This is a genomic window from Nonomuraea sp. NPDC050556 (assembly GCF_044457355.1).
Taxonomy (GTDB): domain Bacteria; phylum Actinomycetota; class Actinomycetes; order Streptosporangiales; family Streptosporangiaceae; genus Nonomuraea.
The window spans coordinates 1,040,227-1,059,540 of record NZ_JBITGU010000001.1; the positions used below are offsets into that span (position 1 = coordinate 1,040,227).

21 protein-coding genes and 1 pseudogene are annotated in these 19,314 nt (G+C 70.3%); 13 read left to right on the forward strand and 9 right to left on the reverse strand.

All coding sequences use genetic code 11. The features are described 5' to 3' along the window. Positions 1-93: 93 nt before the first annotated feature. The 4 genes from ACIBG8_RS05115 to ACIBG8_RS05130 are packed head-to-tail and all read left to right on the forward strand — an operon-like array spanning position 94 to position 4,552. The gene (locus tag ACIBG8_RS05115) at positions 94-1,536 is read left to right on the forward strand and encodes an aminopeptidase P family protein (protein WP_397341227.1); all 1,443 of its coding nucleotides are present in this window, start codon (positions 94-96) and stop codon (positions 1,534-1,536) included. Then, the gene (locus ACIBG8_RS05120) at positions 1,533-2,723 is read left to right on the forward strand and encodes an aminotransferase class V-fold PLP-dependent enzyme (protein ID WP_397341228.1); all 1,191 of its coding nucleotides are present in this window, start codon (positions 1,533-1,535) and stop codon (positions 2,721-2,723) included. Before ACIBG8_RS05115 ends, ACIBG8_RS05120 begins: the two co-directional genes overlap by 4 nt. A gap of 36 nt (positions 2,724-2,759) precedes the next feature. Beyond that, positions 2,760-3,893, forward strand: coding sequence for a sensor histidine kinase (locus ACIBG8_RS05125; RefSeq protein WP_397341229.1), 1,134 nt, complete (start codon positions 2,760-2,762; stop codon positions 3,891-3,893). Then, positions 3,890-4,552 (forward strand): response regulator, encoded by a 663-nt coding sequence (locus tag ACIBG8_RS05130; RefSeq protein ID WP_397341230.1) that lies wholly within the window; start codon positions 3,890-3,892, stop codon positions 4,550-4,552. The genes ACIBG8_RS05125 and ACIBG8_RS05130 overlap by 4 nt, the downstream gene beginning before the upstream one ends. A 170-nt stretch (positions 4,553-4,722) precedes the next feature. On the opposite strand, the pseudogene ACIBG8_RS05135 reads toward ACIBG8_RS05130, so the two are convergent. Continuing rightward, positions 4,723-4,833: pseudogene (locus tag ACIBG8_RS05135) on the reverse strand (RNA polymerase subunit sigma-24); the annotation flags it as partial. A 129-nt stretch (positions 4,834-4,962) separates the two neighbouring features. Beyond that, complete coding sequence (locus ACIBG8_RS05140; protein WP_397341231.1) at positions 4,963-6,375, reverse strand: FAD-dependent monooxygenase; 1,413 nt, start codon at positions 6,373-6,375, stop codon at positions 4,963-4,965. Between the two features lie 297 nt (positions 6,376-6,672). Between ACIBG8_RS05140 and ACIBG8_RS05145 the strand changes: the two genes are divergently transcribed. From ACIBG8_RS05145 to ACIBG8_RS05155, 3 genes are read left to right on the forward strand one after another with little or no spacing between them, the layout of a single operon-like run. Further along, positions 6,673-6,981 carry a hypothetical protein gene (locus ACIBG8_RS05145; RefSeq protein WP_397341232.1) on the forward strand — a complete coding sequence of 103 codons (309 nt, stop codon included), beginning with the start codon at positions 6,673-6,675 and terminating at the stop codon, positions 6,979-6,981. Between the two features lie 50 nt (positions 6,982-7,031). Then, a complete protein-coding gene (locus tag ACIBG8_RS05150) occupies positions 7,032-7,673 on the forward strand; it encodes an alpha/beta fold hydrolase (protein ID WP_397341233.1) in 642 nt (213 codons plus the stop codon). Between the two features lie 29 nt (positions 7,674-7,702). Then, the gene (locus ACIBG8_RS05155) at positions 7,703-8,878 is read left to right on the forward strand and encodes an acyltransferase family protein (protein ID WP_397341235.1); all 1,176 of its coding nucleotides are present in this window, start codon (positions 7,703-7,705) and stop codon (positions 8,876-8,878) included. Here the strand turns inward: ACIBG8_RS05155 and ACIBG8_RS05160 are convergent. After that, positions 8,841-9,113 (reverse strand): GlsB/YeaQ/YmgE family stress response membrane protein, encoded by a 273-nt coding sequence (locus tag ACIBG8_RS05160; protein WP_397341237.1) that lies wholly within the window; start codon positions 9,111-9,113, stop codon positions 8,841-8,843. The genes ACIBG8_RS05155 and ACIBG8_RS05160 overlap by 38 nt on opposite strands. A gap of 177 nt (positions 9,114-9,290) precedes the next feature. On the opposite strand from ACIBG8_RS05160, the gene ACIBG8_RS05165 reads away from it, so the two are divergent. Beyond that, on the forward strand, positions 9,291-9,773 hold the full coding sequence (locus tag ACIBG8_RS05165) for a GNAT family N-acetyltransferase (protein WP_397341238.1): 483 nt from the start codon (positions 9,291-9,293) through the stop codon (positions 9,771-9,773). On the opposite strand, the gene ACIBG8_RS05170 is transcribed toward ACIBG8_RS05165, so the two are convergent. Together ACIBG8_RS05170 and ACIBG8_RS05175 are read right to left on the reverse strand one after the other, a co-directional pair. Beyond that, the gene (locus tag ACIBG8_RS05170; protein WP_397341239.1) at positions 9,712-10,413 is read right to left on the reverse strand and encodes a 2-phosphosulfolactate phosphatase; all 702 of its coding nucleotides are present in this window, start codon (positions 10,411-10,413) and stop codon (positions 9,712-9,714) included. The genes ACIBG8_RS05165 and ACIBG8_RS05170 overlap by 62 nt on opposite strands. A 91-nt stretch (positions 10,414-10,504) precedes the next feature. Then, complete coding sequence (locus ACIBG8_RS05175) at positions 10,505-11,065, reverse strand: TetR/AcrR family transcriptional regulator (protein ID WP_397341241.1); 561 nt, start codon at positions 11,063-11,065, stop codon at positions 10,505-10,507. An 87-nt stretch (positions 11,066-11,152) separates the two neighbouring features. Here ACIBG8_RS05175 and ACIBG8_RS05180 point away from each other — a divergent pair, with 87 nt between their 5' ends. From ACIBG8_RS05180 to ACIBG8_RS05190, 3 genes are all read left to right on the forward strand, one after another. Beyond that, positions 11,153-12,049: an NmrA/HSCARG family protein gene (locus ACIBG8_RS05180; RefSeq protein WP_397341243.1), complete on the forward strand. Its 897-nt coding sequence runs from the start codon at positions 11,153-11,155 to the stop codon at positions 12,047-12,049. Between the two features lie 70 nt (positions 12,050-12,119). Next, on the forward strand, positions 12,120-13,229 hold the full coding sequence (locus ACIBG8_RS05185; protein WP_397341244.1) for a serine hydrolase domain-containing protein: 1,110 nt from the start codon (positions 12,120-12,122) through the stop codon (positions 13,227-13,229). 20 nt (positions 13,230-13,249) lie between these two features. Next, positions 13,250-14,080, forward strand: coding sequence for a DUF4240 domain-containing protein (locus ACIBG8_RS05190; RefSeq protein ID WP_397341246.1), 831 nt, complete (start codon positions 13,250-13,252; stop codon positions 14,078-14,080). Here the strand turns inward: ACIBG8_RS05190 and ACIBG8_RS05195 are convergent. Together ACIBG8_RS05195 and ACIBG8_RS05200 are read right to left on the reverse strand one after the other, a co-directional pair. Then, positions 14,069-15,115, reverse strand: a complete 1,047-nt coding sequence (locus ACIBG8_RS05195) for a winged helix DNA-binding domain-containing protein (RefSeq protein WP_397341247.1) — start codon at positions 15,113-15,115, stop codon at positions 14,069-14,071. The genes ACIBG8_RS05190 and ACIBG8_RS05195 overlap by 12 nt on opposite strands. Further along, positions 15,112-16,098, reverse strand: coding sequence for a zinc-binding dehydrogenase (locus ACIBG8_RS05200; RefSeq protein ID WP_397341248.1), 987 nt, complete (start codon positions 16,096-16,098; stop codon positions 15,112-15,114). The genes ACIBG8_RS05195 and ACIBG8_RS05200 overlap by 4 nt, the downstream gene beginning before the upstream one ends. Positions 16,099-16,159: 61 nt before the next feature. On the opposite strand from ACIBG8_RS05200, the gene ACIBG8_RS05205 reads away from it, so the two are divergent. Then, positions 16,160-17,113 (forward strand): helix-turn-helix transcriptional regulator, encoded by a 954-nt coding sequence (locus ACIBG8_RS05205; RefSeq protein ID WP_397341249.1) that lies wholly within the window; start codon positions 16,160-16,162, stop codon positions 17,111-17,113. A 3-nt stretch (positions 17,114-17,116) separates the two neighbouring features. Here the strand turns inward: ACIBG8_RS05205 and ACIBG8_RS05210 are convergent, their stop codons facing one another. Then, positions 17,117-17,902, reverse strand: a complete 786-nt coding sequence (locus ACIBG8_RS05210) for a HEAT repeat domain-containing protein (protein WP_397341250.1) — start codon at positions 17,900-17,902, stop codon at positions 17,117-17,119. Between the two features lie 20 nt (positions 17,903-17,922). Between ACIBG8_RS05210 and ACIBG8_RS05215 the strand changes: the two genes are divergently transcribed. Continuing rightward, positions 17,923-18,429, forward strand: coding sequence for a GNAT family N-acetyltransferase (locus ACIBG8_RS05215; RefSeq protein ID WP_397341251.1), 507 nt, complete (start codon positions 17,923-17,925; stop codon positions 18,427-18,429). Here the strand turns inward: ACIBG8_RS05215 and ACIBG8_RS05220 are convergent. Next, positions 18,391-19,299: a LysR family transcriptional regulator gene (locus tag ACIBG8_RS05220; RefSeq protein ID WP_397341252.1), complete on the reverse strand. Its 909-nt coding sequence runs from the start codon at positions 19,297-19,299 to the stop codon at positions 18,391-18,393. The two genes, ACIBG8_RS05215 and ACIBG8_RS05220, sit on opposite strands and share 39 nt — an antisense overlap. Between the last annotated feature and the right edge of the window lie 15 nt (positions 19,300-19,314).

The window sequence follows — 19,314 nt, forward strand, 5'->3', positions numbered from 1 at the left end:
CCTGACCGATGGCCGTGATGCGTCCTTGTTGCTGTTGCGAACAATGTGCAATAGTACGTCGCATTGGGTGTGGGGCGAGGTTGGAGGACCTGGATGTCGAACCTGGGCGAGAGCCGTTTCGCGACGGCGCGGATGGCGTCGCATGACCCGGATTCACCGGAGAAGCTGCTGGAGTTCATGAAGACGGGCTGGCGGGAGGAGCCGCTGGAGGTGCGGGCGCGCCCTGAGGTCCCGAACTACCTGCGGCGGCGGGCCGCGGTGTCGGCGGCCTTCCCCGGGGAGACGTTGATTGTTCCCAGCGGGCAGCGCAAGGTGCGGGCCAACAACACCTTCTATCCCTTCCGCCCGGGGAGCGACTTCGTCTACCTGACCGGTGATCACGACCCGGACAGCGTGCTGGTCCTGCGGCCGGGCGGGGACGGGGTGGTGTACTCGCGGCAGCGGTCCTCTCGGGAGACGGGTGAGTTCTTCCTGGACCGTGATGGTGATCTGTGGGTGGGCAGGCAGCGGAGCCTGGCGGAGAAGACGGGCGAGCTGGGTGTGGAGACGGCCCCGCTGGCGGGTCTGGACGCTGTCCTGGCGGGGTGTGTGCCGGGCCGTACCCGGGTGTTGCGTGGGGTGGATCCCCGGGTGGACGCGGCGGTGCCGCCGGGTGAGGGTGATCGGGAGCTGGCCTGGACGATCGCTGAGCTGAAGTTGGTCAAGGACGCGTGGGAGGTCGCGCAGCTGCGGGACGCGGTGGAGGCCACGGTGCGGGGTTTCGAGGACGTGGCGCGGGTGTTGCCGGCCGATCGGGGGGTGTCGGCGCGGCTGGTGGAGGGGGTTTTCGCGTTGCGTGCCCGTCATGACGGCAACGGGGTGGGGTACGGCTCGACGGTGGGTACGGGGGCGCATGCGACGATCCTGGGCTGGAAGCCGAACAACGGGGCGACGGTGCCTGGTGAGCTGCTGCTGATGGACATGGGGGTGGAGAACGCCAACCTCTACACCGCGGATGTGACGCGTACGCTGCCGGTTTCCGGGGTGTTCTCGCCGTTGCAGCGGGAGGTGTACGACATCGTGTACGCCTCGCAGCAGGCGGGGATCGAGGCGGTCAAGCCGGGGGTGCGGTTCGCGGAGGTGCATCTGACCTGCATGGCGGTACTCGCCGAGGGGCTGGCCGGGCTGGGGGTGCTGCCGGTGAGCGTCGAGGAGGCGCTGGACCCGTCGAGCATGCTGTATCGCCGGTGGACGTTGCATGGTTTCGGCCACATGCTGGGGATCGACATGCACGACTGCGCCGCTGCCCGTCCGGGCAAGTACCGCGAGGGCGAGCTGGGTGAGGGCAACGTGCTGACGGTGGAGCCCGGGTTGTATTTCCAGGCCGATGACGAGCTGGTGCCTGCCGAGCTGCGGGGGGTGGGGATCCGGGTGGAGGACGACGTCCTGGTGACCGCCTCGGGCGCCGTGAACCTGTCGGAGGGGTTGCCGAGGACTGCGGAGGAGGTGGAGTCCTGGCTGGCGGCTCAGCGTGAGGCGGGGCCCCGGCTGCCATGACGCTGGATGTGGAGCGGGCGCGCGCCGACACCCCGGGGTGTGCTGAGGTCGTGCATTTCAACAACGCGGGGGCTGCGCTGGCTCCGGTGCAGGTGACCGAGGCGGTCGTCGAGCATCTGCGGCTGGAGGCGCGGATCGGCGGCTACGAGGCCGCGGCTCGTGCTGCTGCGCGGGTGGACGATGTCTACGGTGCGATCGCGCGGCTGATCGGGTGTGGTTCGCACGAGGTGGCGGTGGTGGAGAACGCCACTCGGGCGTGGGACATGGCTTTCTACGGGATGCGGTTCGGGCCTGGGGATCGGATCTTGACCTCGCGGGCGGAGTACGCGAGCAATGTGATCGCGTTCTTGCAGGTCGCGGCGCGTACGGGGGCTCGGGTGGAGGTGGTCGACGACGACGAGTACGGGCAGTTGTCGACGGCTGATCTGGCGCGGCGGCTGGACGACGACGTGAAGCTGGTCGCGGTCACGCACGCGCCGACCCAGAGCGGGCTGGTCAACCCTGCGGCTGCGATAGGCAGGTTGACGCGGGCGGCGGGCGTGCCGTTCCTGCTGGATGCGTGCCAGTCGGTCGGGCAGTTGCCGGTGGACGTGGCGGAGATCGGGTGTGACATGTTGTCGGCGACCGGGCGGAAGTTCCTGCGTGGTCCGCGTGGCACGGGCTTCCTGTATGTCAGTGACCGGCTGATCGAGGAGTTGGAGCCGCCTTTCCTGGACTTGCACGCTGCTACGTGGACGGCGGCCGACCGTTACGAGATCCGTTCCGATGCCCGTCGGTTCGAGAACTGGGAGACCAACTACGCGGCGAAGATCGGTTTGGGGGTGGCGGTGGATTATGCGCTGGGGTGGGGGATCGGGCCGATCCACGAGCGGGTCACCGCCCTGGCTCAGCTGTTGCGTGGCCGCCTGGCCGAGCTTCCCGGGCTGACGGTGCGCGATCATGGGGAGCAGTTGAGCGGCATCGTCACGTTCACGAGTGACCGCATGCCTGCCGTTGAGGTGCAGCGCCGTCTCGGTGCGGCGGGGATCAACACCAGCGTGTCGTCGGTGACCTCCGCCCGCTACGACCTCGGGGCTCGTGACCTGGCGGCGGTGGTGCGCGCCTCGGTGCACTATTACAACACCGAGGAGGAGATCGACGGGCTGTGCGCGGCGCTGGACTATCCTGTGGCAGGTCGAGCCGGGTAGGGCTCCCATCATCGAGCCCACCGGGAGGCGGCGACCGTGACGCAGCGGCGGAGCGCCTGGCCGGTGGTGGCGCATGTGGTGCTGGCGCTGCTGACGGTGCTCGCTCTGGCGGGTGTGTGGTATCTCGGTGCGAGCGTGTGGCAGCTGGTCGCCGCTGCGGGCGCCGCCGTGCTGCTCCATGTGGGGGCCGTGGTGGCGCTTCGTCGGCCGTGGGTGGGGTACGCGGTCGGCGCTCTGGCGATGTTGGTGCTGGTGACGATGCCTTTTCAGGGGTGGACTCCGACGATGTTGCCGTCGGCTGCGTGTTTTCCGCTGACGTTGTGGCGGTTGACCATGCGGGTTTCGTTGAGGTCGTCGGTGGGTGCGCTGGTCGTCGCGGCGCTGGGGATCGTCTTGACGGAGCTGGTGGCGTGGGAGCGGCAGCCTGCTGACGTCGCGGTGTGGACGCGGCTGATCGAGGGCGGGCTTTTGCTGCTCGTGATGGCCGGTGTGTGGCTGGGTGCGCTGCTGGTGCGCGGCAGGCATGAGGCGGGTCGGCGGGCCGAGGGTGAGCGGCTGGCTGCGGCGGTCGCGGAGGAGCGGGCGAGTATCCGGCGTGATCTGCATGATGTGATCGCTCATACGGTGACCGTCATGGTGGCAAGGATCGAGGCGGCGGCGGTGACGACGTCGGATCGGGCGACCCGTCGTGAGCTGGGGGACATCGCCGAGGCGGGCCGGGATGCGCATCAGGGGTTGCGGGCGATGCTGGCCACGTTGGGTCCGCGTGCCGATGCGCGGCCGCTGTCGCTGGAGGTGTTGCCTGAGCTGGTGGCTTCCGCTGCGAGCCCGTTGCATGTGGTGACGATGGCGGAGGTGGGGGAGCGGCGGGCGTTGAGTCTCAGCGCTGAGGTGGCGGTGGTCCGTACGGTGCAGGAGGGCATCACCAACGCGTTGCGCCACCTCGAACCTCCCGTTGGGGTGGCTGTGGTGTTGCGGTGGGGTGCGGGTGAGGTGGTGGTGGAGGTGCGCGACGACGGCGGTAGCGGGCGTCGTGGGGGTGGCGGGCTGGGGACGGGGTTGCTGGGGATCGAGGAGCGGGTGCGTACGGCGGGCGGGACGCTGGTGGTGGAGGGCGGGGACGGCGGCTGGGTGTTGCTGGCGCGGTTGCCCACGAAGGAGGGGGCATGAGCGGGTTCCGGGTGATGCTCGTCGACGATCAGGAGTTGTTGCGGGCTTCGTTGCGCACGGTGTTGTCGGCTGATGAGCGCATCGAGGTGACCCATGATGTGGCGGACGGTCTGGACGCGGTGGAGGTGGTGCGGCGGCATCGGCTGGATGTGGTGTTGATGGACATCCGGATGCCGCGTATGGACGGGGTGGCGGCGACGGCGGAGATCGTGCGGATCGCTCCGGCGACGCGGGTGTTGATGTTGTCGACGTTCGATGATGACGAGCTGGTGGTGGCGGCGATCCGGGCGGGGGCGAGCGGGTATCTGACCAAGGACGTGCGGCCTGCGGCGTTGGCGCAGGCGGTGTGTGATGTGGCTGGTGGGACGTCGGCTTTGGCTCCTGGGGTGGCTGCGACGGTGTTGGATCTGGTACGGCGGGTGCCGGTGCGGCGGGCGGCGGCGTTGGAGGGGTTGAGTCCGCGTGAGGTGGAGGTGTTCGGTTTGCTGGCTCGGGGGAGGTCGAACAGTGAGATCTGCGGGGAGTTGGTGTTGAGCGACAACACGGTGAAGTCGCACGTGAGGGCCGTGTTGCAGAAGCTGGACCTGCGCGACCGAGTACATGTCGTGATTTATGCCTATGAAAACGGTCTGGTGGGACGAGGCGAAATCCCCTCCTGATGGGTGGGCAGGGCTGGGGGGTGAGGGAGACCGTACGGCCGGACAACATCGCGGCGGCGAGGACCGCTACTGCTGCGGCCAGGCTGAGCAGGGCGCGGCCCCTGCGAGACGACCTCCGCCAGCAGCGCGTCCGCTGATGGGCCGGGGCCCCTGGCGAAGCGTTCGCGCGCCCGGTGCAGGCGGATCCGGGCGGCGTTGCGGGAACAGCCCACCACGGTGGCGACCTCGCCGGGGTCCAACCCCTCCCACAGGGTCAGGGCCAGCAGTTCACGGTCGTCCACGCCGGCGTGCTCGTGATGGTGGGAGGGGGTGGTGTGGAGGCGTTTTGTTCACTCACGCGTCATCCTCGTCGGGCCTTTCGAACGCTGCGGGCTTTCACCTCCTACGTGTCCGCGGCCGACGGGAGAATTTCAGGGGTTGCCGAACCAGCGGGTGAGGTGGGTGTCGAGGTCCTGCTGGTTGCCGCCGATCCAGGCGACGTGGCCGTCGGGGCGGAGCAGGACGCCGGGGGCGTCCAGGTCCGCTGTGGGGTCGGCGTGGTGGTCGACGCGGTGGGACCAGGCGCCGGGGGTCAGGCGTTCTGTGCGGTCCAGGAGCAGGCCGCGGCCGCTGCGCATCAGGGTGTAGAGGGTGCCCTGCTTCAGGGGGAGGTCGGGCAGGCGGCGGCCGAGCAGGTCGGGGCCTTCGCCGAGGTCGTAGCGGATGGCGGTCGCGGTGATCTTTTCGATGAGGTGGCGGTTGACCTCGTTGAAGTCCATCAGTTCGGTGAGGAGCCTGCGTACGGCCTGCGGGCCTGGTTCGGGGGAGAGGAGTTCGCTTTGGGCGCGGGTGTTGTCCAGGACGGCTTCGGCCACCGGGTGGCGTTCGGTGTGGTAGGTGTCCAGGAGTGTCTGCGGGGCCCAGCCGCTGATCTGGGCGGCGAGTTTCCAGCCGAGGTTGACGGCGTCCTGGATGCCCAGGTTGAGGCCCTGCCCGCCGATGGGCGGGTGGATGTGGGCGGCGTCGCCGGCCAGCAGGACGCGTCCGGCGCGGTAGCGTTCTGCCACCCGGGTGGCGTCGCCGAAGCGCGACAGCCAGCGGGGGGAGTGCACGCCGAAGTCGGTTCCGGCGAAGGCGCGCAGCTGCTGGCGGAAGTCGTCGAGGGTGGGGGGTTCTGTGCGGTCGCTGACTGCGGCGGCGGGGACCAGGACGCTGTAGACGCCTTCGCCGGAGGGGCGGAGCCAGAATCGTCGGCGGGGGTCGCTGAAGGGGGTGATCTCCTCCGGCGGCACACCCACCTGCATCTCGCCCATGAGGGTGTCGTTGCGTGCGGGTTCGCCGGGGAAGGCGACGCCGAGGAGTTTGCGTACGGTGCTGTGGGCGCCGTCGCAGCCGATGAGGTAGCGCGCGCGCAGCTGTTCGCCGCCGGCCAGGGTGACGCTGACGCCTTCGGCGTCTTGTTCGAAGGCGGTGACCGTACGGCCGCGCCGTACCTGCCCGCCCTGTTCGATGACGTGTTCTTCGAGCAGGCGGTTGACGACGGGCTGGGGGATGCCGAGCAGGTAGGCGTGCGCCGAGTCCAGGCCTTCGGGGGCGGGTTTGGCGATGGCGGCGAAGAATCCGGCGGCCGGGCGCTGCCGCCCGTGCGGGAGGATGCGGTCGAGCAGTCCGCGCATGGCCAGCAGTTCGAGGCTGCGGATGTGCAGGCCGACGATGCGGTGGTGCGGGGTGGGCTCGGGTTCCTTGTCCAGGACGAGGACGTCCACGTCGTGCAGGCGCAGTTCGGCGGCGAGCATGGCGCCGGTGGGGCCGCATCCGGCGATGATCACGTCGGTGGTGTGCATGGGTGTTGCCTTTCGGGAGTGCCTTGGTGGTGGGGCGCTCCCGGCGACACCTACGTCAATCGCCCGACCGTGACGGTAGGGGGAGCACCCACATCGCTGTTGCGTTCATGGGTCTCACCTCCTCGGGCGGTGTCGCGGTCCCCTGCACGGTACAAGTCCGCGCTTCACCCGTCCAATCGTTTTCCGGTGGGAAGACCTGTGTGACTTATGTGGGCCGGTTGGTGTGGGTGTTGGTGGCTGGGGTGGGGTTCGGGGCGGCGGTGGTGGCGGCTGCTGGGGGCCACGGCCGGTTACAGCGTGCTGGAGACCGTACGGGCTGGTGGGCCCCTGTCGTCCTGGTATGCGACCGAGCCGCTGGTGTGGTGGGTGGCCAGCGTTGTTCTCGGGGGGCCGTTGGGGGTGGTCGGGGCGTGGGCCCGGCGGCCGGGCGTGGTGGGGTTGCTGGCGCGGTTGACCGTCCCGGTCGGGGCCGCCGTGCAGATGGTGGTGCTTCCTCCTGGCCGCAACGAGGTGGTCGAGATCATGGGCAAGACGGCGGTGTGGGCGGGCGCCGTCGTCCTTCTCTGGGCTGAGCTGCGCCGCCGACGGCAGTCGCCCACCTGCTAACCTCCAACATCGTACCGATCGGTTCGATGTTGGAGTGCGAGGAAGCCACAGTGACGACGTTCGTTCTGATTCCCGGGATGTGCCACGGCGGATGGTGTTTCGACGAGCTGGCCGGGCAGCTGCGCCACCACGGCCACCGGGTTCACGCCCTGACCCTGACCGGGCTCGGCGGCGTGAACCTGGACACCCACATCCACCAGGTGACCGCCGCACTCGCGGCCGAGGACGTCCACGACGCGGTGCTGGTCGGCCACAGCTACGGCGGCATGGTGATCACCGGGGCGGCCGACCGCGCCCCGGACCGCGTGACCTCGCTGGTCTACCTGGACGCCGTCGTGCCGCGGGGCGGCGACTCCATGTGGAAGCTGGTCACCGACAACGAGCGCCGGTGGTACCTGGATGTGGAGGAGAGCGGGTTCGGCGTGCGCCCGCTGCCCTTCTTCGATCCGCGGGCCACCGCCCACCCGCTGGCATCCCTCCTCCAGCCGATCCGGCTCACCGGCGACCTCGCCCACATCCGCCGCAACGTCTACGTCTACGCGTCGGGCTGGCCGGGCGAGTCCCCCTTCACCTCCACCTACCTGCGGCTGAGCAAGGATCCCTCATGGATCACCCACGCGCTGGACAGCGGGCACAACCTCATGCGCGACGCTCCCCAGGACCTGGTGAAGATCCTGCTCCAATCCGCCTGACCCCGGGCGTCTTGGGTACGTTTGCACCCATGTCTAATGCGCCCGGCAGGCTGGCCTGGCTGGATGGTCTGCGCGGGGTCGGGGCGCTGGCCGTGGTGGGCGAGCACCTGTTCACCGGGGTCATGCCGTGGCTGCGCCCGGTGTGGTTCAACCTCGGCGTGTACGGCGTGCTGGTGTTCTTCCTGGTCAGCGGCTACATCATCCCCGTCTCGCTGGAGCGGCACGGGGACGTGCGGACGTTCTGGGTCAGCCGCCTGGCCCGGCTCTACCCGCTGTACCTGGTGATCGTGGCCCTGGTGGTGGTGCTGGCGTGGTGGATCCCGCTGCGCGAGGAGGTGCCGCGCGATCCGGCGGCGGTGGCGGCGCACGCCACGATGCTGCTGGACGTGGTGGGTGTCGGCGGCGTGGTCAACACGATGTGGACCCTGTCGTACGAGATGGTGTTCTACCTGCTGGTCACCGCGCTGTTCGTGACCGGGGCCGGTGCGGCGCGCGGGCTGTTGCCGGTGCTGTTCGGCCTGGTCGCGCTGGTGGTGGGGGTGGCCATGTCGGGGGCGGTGCTGTCGGGTGGGTGGCTGGCGTGGGTGTCTGCTGCGGTGTTCGCCGCGGGGCTGGCGGGGGTGGTTTCGGGGCGGTTCCGTACGGCGGGCGCCTGCGCGCTGGGCGTCCTGGCGCTGGTGTTGCTGCTGTTCGGCAGCCGGGTGCCGTGGTTCGGGGCGGCGATCTTGGCGGTGATGTTCGCCGGGAGCGCGATCCACCGGTGGGAGCGCGGGGCGGGCCCGCTGTGGCCGGTGGTCGTCACGGCGGTGCTGGTGGCGCTGGCGCCGGTGTGGGCGATCAACGCCGGGTGGTGGTGGGTGCAGCCCGACGTGTGGATCGCCACGGTGGTGCTGGCCGGTGCGACGTTCGGCGGGGTGATGGCGGTGCGGCGCCTGCCGTACGCGCTGGTGTGGTTCGGGGTGATCAGCTACTCGCTGTACCTGGTTCACCTGCCGGTCCTCACCACGATCATCTTCTTCACCGGCGACCTGCGCCGAGCGCCGCTGGATGTCCAGATCGGCGTCGGCGCGGTCGTGGTGGTGCTGGTGGTGCCGCTCAGCTGGCTTTCCCACCGGTTCGTCGAGCAGCCCATGCAGGCGCTGGGACGACGCCTGGTCAGCGGGGGCGTCAGCGCACGCCGCGCCGGCCGTACAGGGCCACCGTGATGATGACGCCGACCGCGGCCACGCCGATCTGCAGGGCGAGTTCGATCCAGTCGATGCCCTTGGTCTCGGCCACGCCGAAGGTGCTGGCGATGAACGTGCCGATGAAGGCGGCCACGATGCCCACCACGATGGTCAGCCAGATGGGGATGCTCTGCCTGCCGGGGACGACCAGGCGGCCCAGCGCGCCGATGATCGCGCCGATGACGATGGCGGTGATGATGCCGGTGATGGTCATATCTGCTCCCTGCTTACCTTGCCGTTGACGGGTGGGGCAGATCATCGGCTGCCCCAGGAGGAGGCGATCACACCTGGCGATTTGCCGCCGGACAGTTCGGTCAGATAGGAAGCTTTCATGCTAAAGGGCGACAAGGTTGGGCTGAGGGCCCGGTATGAGGACGATATTCCCATCCTGTTGACCGAGCTGTACGACGACGTGGTCAGCGGCTCGCGGGCCGAGGGGCGTCCGTGGCGGCCGATCACGCCAGGCACGAAGGACTCGCGGCTGGTGACCGACGACACCGAGCAGGGCTACGTCCCGTTCTCGGTGGTGGAGCTGGAGGGCGGCACGCTGGTCGGCACCGCCACGTTGTGGGGCATCGACACCCACAACCGCTCCGCGCACATCGGGCTGGGGCTGCTGCCGTCCTGCCGCGGCAAGGGCTACGGCACCGACGCGGTCGCGGTGCTGACCTATTACGGCTTCGCCGTGCGCGGGTTGCAGCGGTTGCAGATCGAGACGCTGTCGGACAACCACGCGATGTTGCGTTCTGCCGAGCGCAACGGTTTCGTCCGCGAGGGGGTGCTGCGCTCCTCCTCCTGGGTGCTGGGCAGGTTCATGGACGAGGTGCTGCTAGGCCTGCTCGTCCAGGACTGGAAGCCGCCCGCAGGACCATGAGCGGGCCTTCCACGGCCGCCACCATCGCGAAGGGGAACCGGTCGACCTCGAGGCACAGCGCGACGTCGTCGGGGTGAACTCCCTGGCGTACGCCCTGCGCCAGCTCTTCGGCGGCGCGCGAGTCGGCGGCGCGGCGGACGAAAGCGGCGGCATCGGTGGCGTCGCCGGTGGCGCGGCGGGCGATGTACTGGGCGCAGGCCAGGTCCTCATCGGCCTTGCCGTCCTCACCGGTGACCACGAACGTGACGCTCTCGCTGCCGTGGAGGAGGCGGGCGGTTGCCCCGGCCACCACGAAGCTGGCGCAGAGCACCAGGTTGGCGTCCTTGACCGCGAGCGCGCCGACCGTCCCCGCGGTGGTCTTCTGCACCACGGTGCGTCCGGTGAGGTCGAGGGAGCGCAGCAGGCCCGGGGAGTTGACGGCGTCGAACCCGGGCGCGGGCGGGCCGTCCTTGATCGCCACCCAGTCCGGGTGGGACGCCTTGAGCGCCAGCGCCTCGTCCAGCGACTCGGCCAGGACGATCCTGTCCGCTCCTCGGGCGAAGGCCCAGGCGGCCACGGTGAAGGCCCGCATGACGTCGACCACGACCGCCACGGACGGAGTTTCTGCCAGGTCGGCGATGCCGAGGAAGAGCGTCTTCATGCCGGTCATGATCTCGCATGTCCCAGGCGACGGAACCACACTCTGGTACGGCGGAGCAGATCGATGGTGTGGCCCTCCACCATCTGGGCGGTCAGCATCGGGGGTTCAGGCCGGTCAGGGTCAGGGTGAGTAGGTGCTCTGCCTGGTGGTCGGCGTCGGGGTCGTGCTCGGTGCTGAAGGCTATGCCGTTGGCCAGCTTGAGCAGCTGGATCGCGGTCACGTCCGGGCGGATGGCGCCGGCGTCCTGGGCGCGGGCCAGGAGCTGCTCCGCGGCGTCCAGGATCAGGTGCCTGCACCACGCCACGTCGGCGCCTTCCCGCTGGAGGGCCGCCTTCAGGGTGGCGGTGAGGCCGCGGGAGCTGCTGCCGTCCCGGACGATCTCCAGGAGCCATGCCGTGAGCGCTTCGCCCGGCTCGCCCGGTTGGTCGAGCGCGTGGGCGTGCAGCTGCTCGACCCGGTCGCGGTAGACGGCCTCGAGGAGCGCTTCGCGGGTGGGGAAGCGGCGGTAGAGGGTCGCGTTCCCGACGCCAGCGTGGCGCGCGATGTCGTCGAGCGGCACGTCCACCCCGCGTTCGGCGAAGACCTCGCGGGCGGCGAGGACCAGCCGCTCGGCGTTGCGGCGGGCGTCGGCCCGCAGCGGGCGTTCTGTCATGACCACCTGCTTGCAAACTGGGGAATCTTCCCCATATATTACCAGAAGCTAAACGGGGACAATTCCCCAGTTAAGGAGAGTGGAGACATGATCGTGCTGGTAACCGGAGCGACCGGGCTGCAGGGCGGTGCCGTAGCCCGGCACCTGCTCGCCGCCGGGCACCACGTTCGCGCACTCGTCCGCAAACCCTCAGCCGCGCTCGCCCAGGCCGGGGCGGAACCGGTGCTCGGCGACATGGACGACCGCGCCTCGCTGGTCCGGGCGATGCGAGGAGCGCAGGGCGTCTTCAGCGTCCAGCCCACCGAGAGCTACCCCGGCGCGCCCGCCGGCTTCACCACCGACGACGAGGTACGCCTCGGGCTGAACGTCGCCGAAGCCGCCAAGGAAGCGGGCGTGGGCCATGTCGTCTACAGCTCCGTCGGCGGCGCCGAGCGTTCCCCGGGCATCCGCCGCTGGGAGAGCAAGTGGCGGATCGAGCGCCACATCGGCGCCCTCGCCCTGCCCGCCACGATCCTGCGTCCGGTCCGGTTCATGGAGAACCACTCCGGCCCGCACCTCGACGTGCTGAGCGACGTGTTCCACGCGGACACGCCGGTGCAGCTCATCGCCGCCGACGACATCGGCGCCTTCGCCGCCCTCGCGTTCGCCGACCCCGACCATTACGTGGGGCGGGCCATCGAGCTGGCCGGGGACGAGCTGACGATGCCCCAGATCGCCGCCGCCATCAGCCGGGCGACCGGCCGCACCATCACCTACCGGCCGATCCCCCGCCAAGCACTCACCGGCGACGGGGTCGCCGGGTATGACTTCGGCAACGACCGCGGCTGGCAGGCCGACCTTCCCATGCTGCGCAGGCTGCATCCGGGGCTGATGGACTTCGCGACCTGGCTCGCCGCGCTCTCCTCTGTCGGGTTGGACGAAACACCCGCGGAATCTGTGGACGAGGCGCCGAACACGCGCGGCATCGCGGGCGTGACGCTGTGAGCGTTCACGCATGCGTGCCGCAGGTGAATCCGGCCTTGCCGTACGCGCAAGCATCGTCGAAGGAGACATCATGCGAGGTACGGCGAGTGCGGTGGCGGCCTTGGCGATCACCGCCTCCCTGGCGGTGGCGCCTGCCGCGCGGGCCGCGAGCCCGGCGTGCGACGCCAGGCCCATCCAGACGGCGCTGAAGGCGCTGGCCAGTGTCGGCACGGGGGTCGCTGTGACGGTGCGGAGTCCGCTGTGCGGCGTCTGGAAGGGCGGCGTCGGCCTGGCCGACCGCAGGACGGGACGCAAGGTCACCGGCGACGAGCACAGCCGCATCGGCAGCGACACCAAAACCTGGACGGCCACGGTCGTGCTCCAGCTCGCCGGCGAGGGCAGGATCAACCTCGACGACACCGTCGAGCGCTACCTGCCGGGGCTCATCCGGACCAAGCGCTACGACGGCCGCAAGATCACGATCCGGCAGTTGCTGCAGCACACCAGTGGCCTGCCCGACTACCTGGACGCGCCGTTCTGGGCGGACGAGGAGGCGCACCGCTGGGATCACATCGAGCCCCTGCAGACCGTACGGCAGGCGCTGGCCCTGCCCGCGCCCGAGCGGGCCCCGTCGGGCTTCGCCTACGCCAACACCAACTACAACCTGGCCGGGCTCATCGTCGCCAAGGTCACCGGTCGCGGCATCGGCGCCGAGATCGACCAGCGGATCATCAAACGCCTCGGCCTTCGTGAGACCTCCTGGCCCGGCGACCGGACCACGATCCCCAAACCGGACCTGCGCAGCTACGTGAAGCGGGACGGCGCTTTGGTGGACCGGACGGAATGGAACACCTCCGAGGCCGACGCGTCGGGCGAGCTGATCTCCACCGGGGCGGACGCGACCGCCTTCTGGACCGTGCTGATGACCGGGAAGCTGCTGGCCCCGGCGCAGCTCGCCGAGATGAAGCAGACCATTGTGGATGACTACGGGCAGGACTACGGCCTGGGCATCGAGGGCTACCGGATCGCCCCGGACCTCCTCGCATGGGGGCACAGCGGGGGGATGGCGAGCGGCCACACCTTCAGGAACGCCGTCACCGACGACGGGCAGCGGGCCGTGACGCTGCTGATCGGGACGGACACCTTCGACTCGGACGCGGTCCAAACCGTCATCAACAACCTCATCCGCGACCTCCGCTGACAGTGCCATGATCAAGGCCCATGGACGTCGAAGGTTTCTGGGAACTGGTGGAATCCTCCGCTCGAGAGACCACGAGCCGGAAGGAGCGGGTGGGATGGCTGGAAGAGCGTCTTTCCCGCCTGCCGGTCAAGGAGGTCGTGGACTACCAGGCGTGGTTCACGCTCTGCGCCAACAGGGCCTGCACCTGGGACATGTACGCGGTCTGCTGGACCGTCGCCGGTTCCGGGTCCTCCGACGGCTTCGAGTACTTCGTGGACTGGCTGATCAGCCTGGGCCGCGAGACCTTCGAAAAGATCACCGGGTGTCCCGACCGGATCCTCGAGCTTCCCGAAGTCCAGCGGCTCTTCGAGCTGTCGCGGACCTACTGCCACGAGCGGACCTCGGTGTCCGAGGACGGCGCGTTCCGGCTTCTACGGCTCACGCGGGTCCGGCTTCAGTACTGGCCGAATGAGGATTGGCCGGAATTCGAGTCGTTCGCCTACGTGGCCTGCGAGGCCTATCAGCGGATTACCGGGGTGGAGGATGCTCACCCCTACGACGCCGTCCAGGCGCGGGGGATCACCCGTGTCTTCCCCTTTCTGAGCAATCGAGCGCAGCCCGAGGGCGAGGAGTGGGACTTCGGCGATGGGGCTGAGTTCGAGCGCCGACTACCTCGCCTCGCCCATCACTACGCGACCGGCAACGAGCTGCAACCGGCCACCCCCTGGCCCGACAGCCCAGGATGGGGACCGACTCGCGCCTGGGAGTTTTGCCGCAACGGTGCTGGTGACAGGTGTGTGCGAAGGCAACGCCTGCACTTCTTCGCGCCGAATTTCGCCTGGGTTGCGATGGACCGCGACTCAGCGGTGTGACAGGAACGGCAGTAGCCGGGTGATCTCATCGTCGACCGCTTGCCGTTCGGCTGCGGAAAGAGGTCGGAACGGCGTCAGCCGTACCTCGCCTGCGGTGTAGGACCAGGTGCCGCGGACATATCCGTCGATGAGCACGGTGGGCAGGACCCTGGCCTGGCCGGGGGTGACGTGTTCGCGGTCGGCGGCGGCGATGATGCGGGTGCGGTCGGCGTGGCCCAGCAGTGCGTTGTCGTAGGCGGGCAGTAGTCGCACCGGGGCGGGGGTGTCGGGGTCGGGGAGCGGGGCGTCGGGTAGGTCGAGCAGGTGCTGGCCGTCGGGGCCGGTGTAGTGGCGCAGGCCGGCCGGGATGATCTGGTCCAGCCGGGTCAGGCCGCACCACGCCTGGATGTCGGCCACCGTGGCCGGGCCGAAGGCCGTCAGGTAACGGCGTACCAGGTCGGGGAGGGCGTCGGCGTCAGCAGGGTCGGTCGGGGTTGTGGTGACGGTGACCGAGGAGCGGGTGCCCCAGCCGCCCCAGGACGCGGTGACCGGGTCGTGGATGAGCGGGGTGCGCAGCTCGATCTCACCGGCCAGGATGCGGCTGTCGCGGTCCGGGTGGAGGGTCGCGAGGTGCCTGGCGAGGTCCTTTCTGGGCAGTGGGCCGTTCCGCAGCACGGCGTGCCCCTCGGCGAGCAGTGCTTCCGTGGCGAGTCCGGTGTTGTTGCGGCGGAAGTGGGCCGAGTCCGCGGTGCGGTTCAGCACGGGTTGCAGCACCGGCCGCAGACGGCGGAAGTCGTCGGCCGCGGTGAGGTGCATCGTGCTGCGCAGGAAACCGGACCGCACCACCCGCCCGTGGGTGAGCAGGGTGGTGAGGTCGGCGTGGGTGAAGGCGCGGATCCGGGTCCACAGGCCGACGTAGGGCCAGTTCGGCTCTTGGGCCTGCATGGCGACCAGGCGGCCGATCACCTCCAGCGCGCCCAGGCCGGTCCGCTCCAGCAGGAACTGCCGCTGCAGCAGGGCCCGGTTGAGCGCGCGGCGCGACAACACGACGGTCATGCCAGCCGTACCGAGACGTTGCCGCGGAACTCGCCGCGCAGCATGCCCAGGAACGCGCCGGGCACGCCCTCGATGCCCGTCTCGACCACGGTCCTCGGGTAGACGAAACGCCCCTGGTCGAGCGCGGTGCGGAAGTGGTGGTGCCAGGCGGCGATCTGGTCGGGGGTGTGGTAGCAGGAGAACGGCAGCAGCTCGACGCCCCTGGCCAGCGCGGCGTCGCGGTCGGGCTCGGGGAAGCGGTCGGCGGCGGCGCCCAGCTGGGTGGACAGCGACCCGCACAGCGCGAACCGGGCGCCCGGGGCGGCGACCTGCAGCGCCGCGTCGTACAGCGCACCGCCCACGGTGTCGAAGAACACGGTGATGCCGCCGGGGGCCAGCTCCTTCAGCGCCGCGACCGGGTCGTGGTGGTAGTCGAAGGCGGCGTCGAAACCGAGCTCGTCCATCAGGTAGTCGGCCTTGGCCCGGCTGCCCGCGCTCCCGATCACCTTGGTGGCGCCGAGGTTGCGGGCGATCTGACCGGCCAGCGAGCCGACCCCACCGGCCGCGCCGGAAACGAACACGACGTCCCCCTCGCCGACCTTGGCCACCTCCGCCATGCCGTAATAGGCGGTCGGCCCCTGCCCCAGGTAGTAGCTCGGGTCGGGATAGGCGTCCCGCTCCAGCTTCACATAGGAGGCCGCCGGACCGGCCGAGTGCGTGCTCCACCCGCTCATCGACTGCACCAGGTCCCCCTCCTCCAGGTCAGGGCTTGCCGAGCTCAGCACGGTCCCGATCGCCATCACACCCACCCGCTGGCCCGGCTGCCAAGCCGGGACCGGCAGGTGGCAGTCGGCACGCATGAGTTCGAGGTAGGTGGCGGCCAACCCCAGATAGTCGGTACGGACCACAACCTCGCCCTCAGCCTCCGCCTGCGCGACGGTGAAGTGCTCGGGGCCGGGGACGGCGGTGATCTGGGCGGTCAACTGGATCTCGCGAGTCATCATGCTGACCACGCTACGGGGGCTTCCGGCCAGTTTCTGACCGGAAGCCCCCGATAATGGCGATATGGCCAACACCAGTTCCCGCACGCTCACCCTGCTGTCGTTGCTGCAGACGCACCGGCACTGGCCGGGCGCGGATCTGGCCGACCGTCTCGGCGTGTCGGAACGCACGCTGCGCCGGGATGTCGATCGCCTGCGGGAGCTGGGGTATCCGGTGCACGCCACCCGGGGCACCGACGGCGGCTACCAGCTGGAGCCCGGAGCGGTGCTGCCGCCGTTGCTGCTCGACGACGAGGAGGGGGTCGCGCTCGCGGTCGGCATGGGAGACGCGGCGCAGAGCGGCATCGCGGGGCTGGACGAGGCGGCGGTGCGCGCGCTGACCAAGGTGGTGCAGGTCCTGCCGCCCCGCCTGCGGGCCAGGGTGAACGCGTTGCGCGCGATGACCGTTTCCGCGGCGTCCAGCGGGCCGGTCATCCCGGCCGAGGTGCTGACGACGATCGCCCAGACGTGCCGGGACAGGGAACGGCTGCGCTTCGGCTACACCACGCGCGGCGGGGCGCAGACGGAACGCGAGGTGGAACCGCATCGGCTCGTCGCGCTCGGGGGCCGCTGGTACCTGGTGGCCTACGACCTGACCAGGCACGACTGGCGCAGCTTCCGCCTGGACCGGCTGACGCAGCCGCGCAACACCGGCGCCGCTTTCCTGCCGCGGGCGCTGCCCGGCGGGGACGCTGCCGCGTTCGTCCGGACCGCCGCCCAGGTTCCCACCGCGCACACCGTCGTCGCGCTGGTTCACGCACCCGCGGAACGTGTGCGGCGGATGGTCGGCCAGTGGGGTGAGATCGAACCGGTCGACGAGCATCGGTGCAAGCTCACGATGATCTCCACCAGCCTGGACTGGCCCACGCAGGCGCTGGGCAACGTCGGCGCGGAGTTCGAGGTGCTCGGGCCGCCGGAGTTCGTCGACCACCTGAGGGATTGGGGGACGCGGTTTCTCAACGCCGCCGACAGGTCCTGACGATCACCGGAGGAACCGCTTTCTGGTGGCGTAGAGGGCGTCGTTCAGCAGACGTGCGCGCTCCTCGACGGTGGGCCACTCGCCCGGGCCCGCGCGGTCGGTCCAGAAGTCTTCCTGCAGCTGGGCGAGGTTGTCGTGCAGGTCCGCACGTGCGTGCTTGGGGATCTTGAGCCACGTGCAGAGCCGAACGAAGCGCCAGCTCGGGTCTCGGGCCGCGAGCTCGGCGATCAGCTGGGGAAACGGGTCGGCCGCCAGCTTCAGGGCGACGGCCCGGATGCCGGGGACCTCGTCCTGGAGGTGCTTGTCGGCATCGAGGCGTCCCTGCGAGGCGAGCCATTCGGCGGCTTCCAGCCGCACCTCCGGCTCGGGGTCGGTGGCGAGGAGGTCGCGAAGCACGGCCACCCCGTCGTCATAGTCGTCCACCCCGCCGAGCATCTGCGCGGCCGTCTTCCGGACCCCGGCGTCGGCGTGCCGCGCGAAGGCCACGAACGCCTCGGGCGGTGCGCCGACGGCGGACCAGGACCCCAGCGTCGCCGTCAGCACCCCCGGGTCCTGGTCCGGATGGCAGACCTGCTCAAGGAGCACGGCTATCGGCTCCAAGCCCATCCTGCCATCGAGAACCTCACCGGCCAGCACCATCTCGGCAGGGTCTCCGGTCGCGAACAGCTCCTCCGCGCACCGGATCCGCTCGTCGTCGTCGAGGTCGGCGAGCTGCCCGAGAGCCTCCCACCGTCGGATGTCGCCCTGCGGCCATCGCCGGGCCTGACCTAAAATCGCGTCGATCTCCACAGCGGCTAGAGTCGCAGGGCATGATCACGATTCGCAAGGCGCAGCCAGGGGACGGGGACGTCGTCGGGGAGATCCACGCCGTCTCCTGGGGCGTCTCGCGCGGGCCCTTGTGCACGCCGAAGGTCGCTGCCGCCGGTATCGAGGAGCGGCGCACCAAGTGGGGCGCCATTCTGGCCGAGGAGGGTCAGGACACCGTACTGATCGCATTTCTGGACGACAGGCCAGGGGCCTTCGCCCGTTTCGGCGCCTCCTCGCGGCCCGGCCTAACGGAGATTCATACTTTCTTCGCCCACCCGGACGTCTGGGGGAGTGGTCTGTCGGCGGCGCTGCTGGCGGCCATCGTGGACGGCGCGCGGAACGGCGTGCATCTGTGGACACTTCGGGATTCCCCCCAGGCGCGCCGCTTCTACGCCAAGCACGGTTTCGGCGAGACCGGCAGGCGGCACGACCACGACTTCGGCGAAGGACCCCCGGTCGCGCTCATCGAGCTACTCCGGTCGGAGCACCCGGCGTACGGCGCCGCGTAGCCACTGGTGGGCGCCGTCGGCGGTGTGGCGCGGGTGCCACGCCATCCCGATCGTCAACGGCGGCAGCGGCAGCGGGATCTCCAGCAACCGCAGCCCCAACGTGTGCGCGGCGTCGCCGAGAGCGCCGGTCGGCACCAGGCAGACCACGTCACCGGCCGCGGCAAGCGCCATCGCCGCCAGGTGACCGGGTAGCACCGCGATGACCCGGCGGCTCAGCCCCTGCTCGGCCAGCGCCGCGTCCAGCGGCCCGGTGAAACGCCCTCGGCGGCTGACCGTCACGTGCTCGGCAGCGGCCAGCCTGGCGGGCGTCAGCGTCCCCTCGGTCAGCGGGTGCCCGGCCCGCACCCCGGCCGCCATCCGCAGCGTGACCAGCTCCTCGACCCGGGTCTCCGGGTCAACGTGGTCGATGGAGCCGATCTCCAGATCGACCCGCCCCTCGCGCAGCGCGGGACCCGCCTCCCACTCCTCGGCCAGCACCCGCAGCGACACGCCCGGCGCCTCGCGACGGGCCAGGTCGAGCAACCCCGGCGCCAGCGCAGCGCCGACCAGGTCGGCCGCCTGCACGGTGAAGGTGCGCCGCAGCGCGGCCGGATCGACCCCGCCGCTCGGGGTCAGCAACGCCTCCAACCGGCGGACCACCGCGGCTGCCTCGTCGCGCAGCGCCTCGGCGCGCGGCGTGGGGACCATTCTCTGACCCGCCCGGACCAGGAGCGGGTCCTGGAGCACCCGGCGCAGCCTGGCCAGGGTACGGCTCATCGCCGCAGGGGAGGTGCGGAGCCGCTCGGCGGCGCGGGTGACGCTCTGCTCGGTCAGCAGGGCGTCGAGGGCGACCGCGAGGTTGGCGTCGAGGTTCGGGAAAGCGCTGCTCACCGGCATTATTCCAGT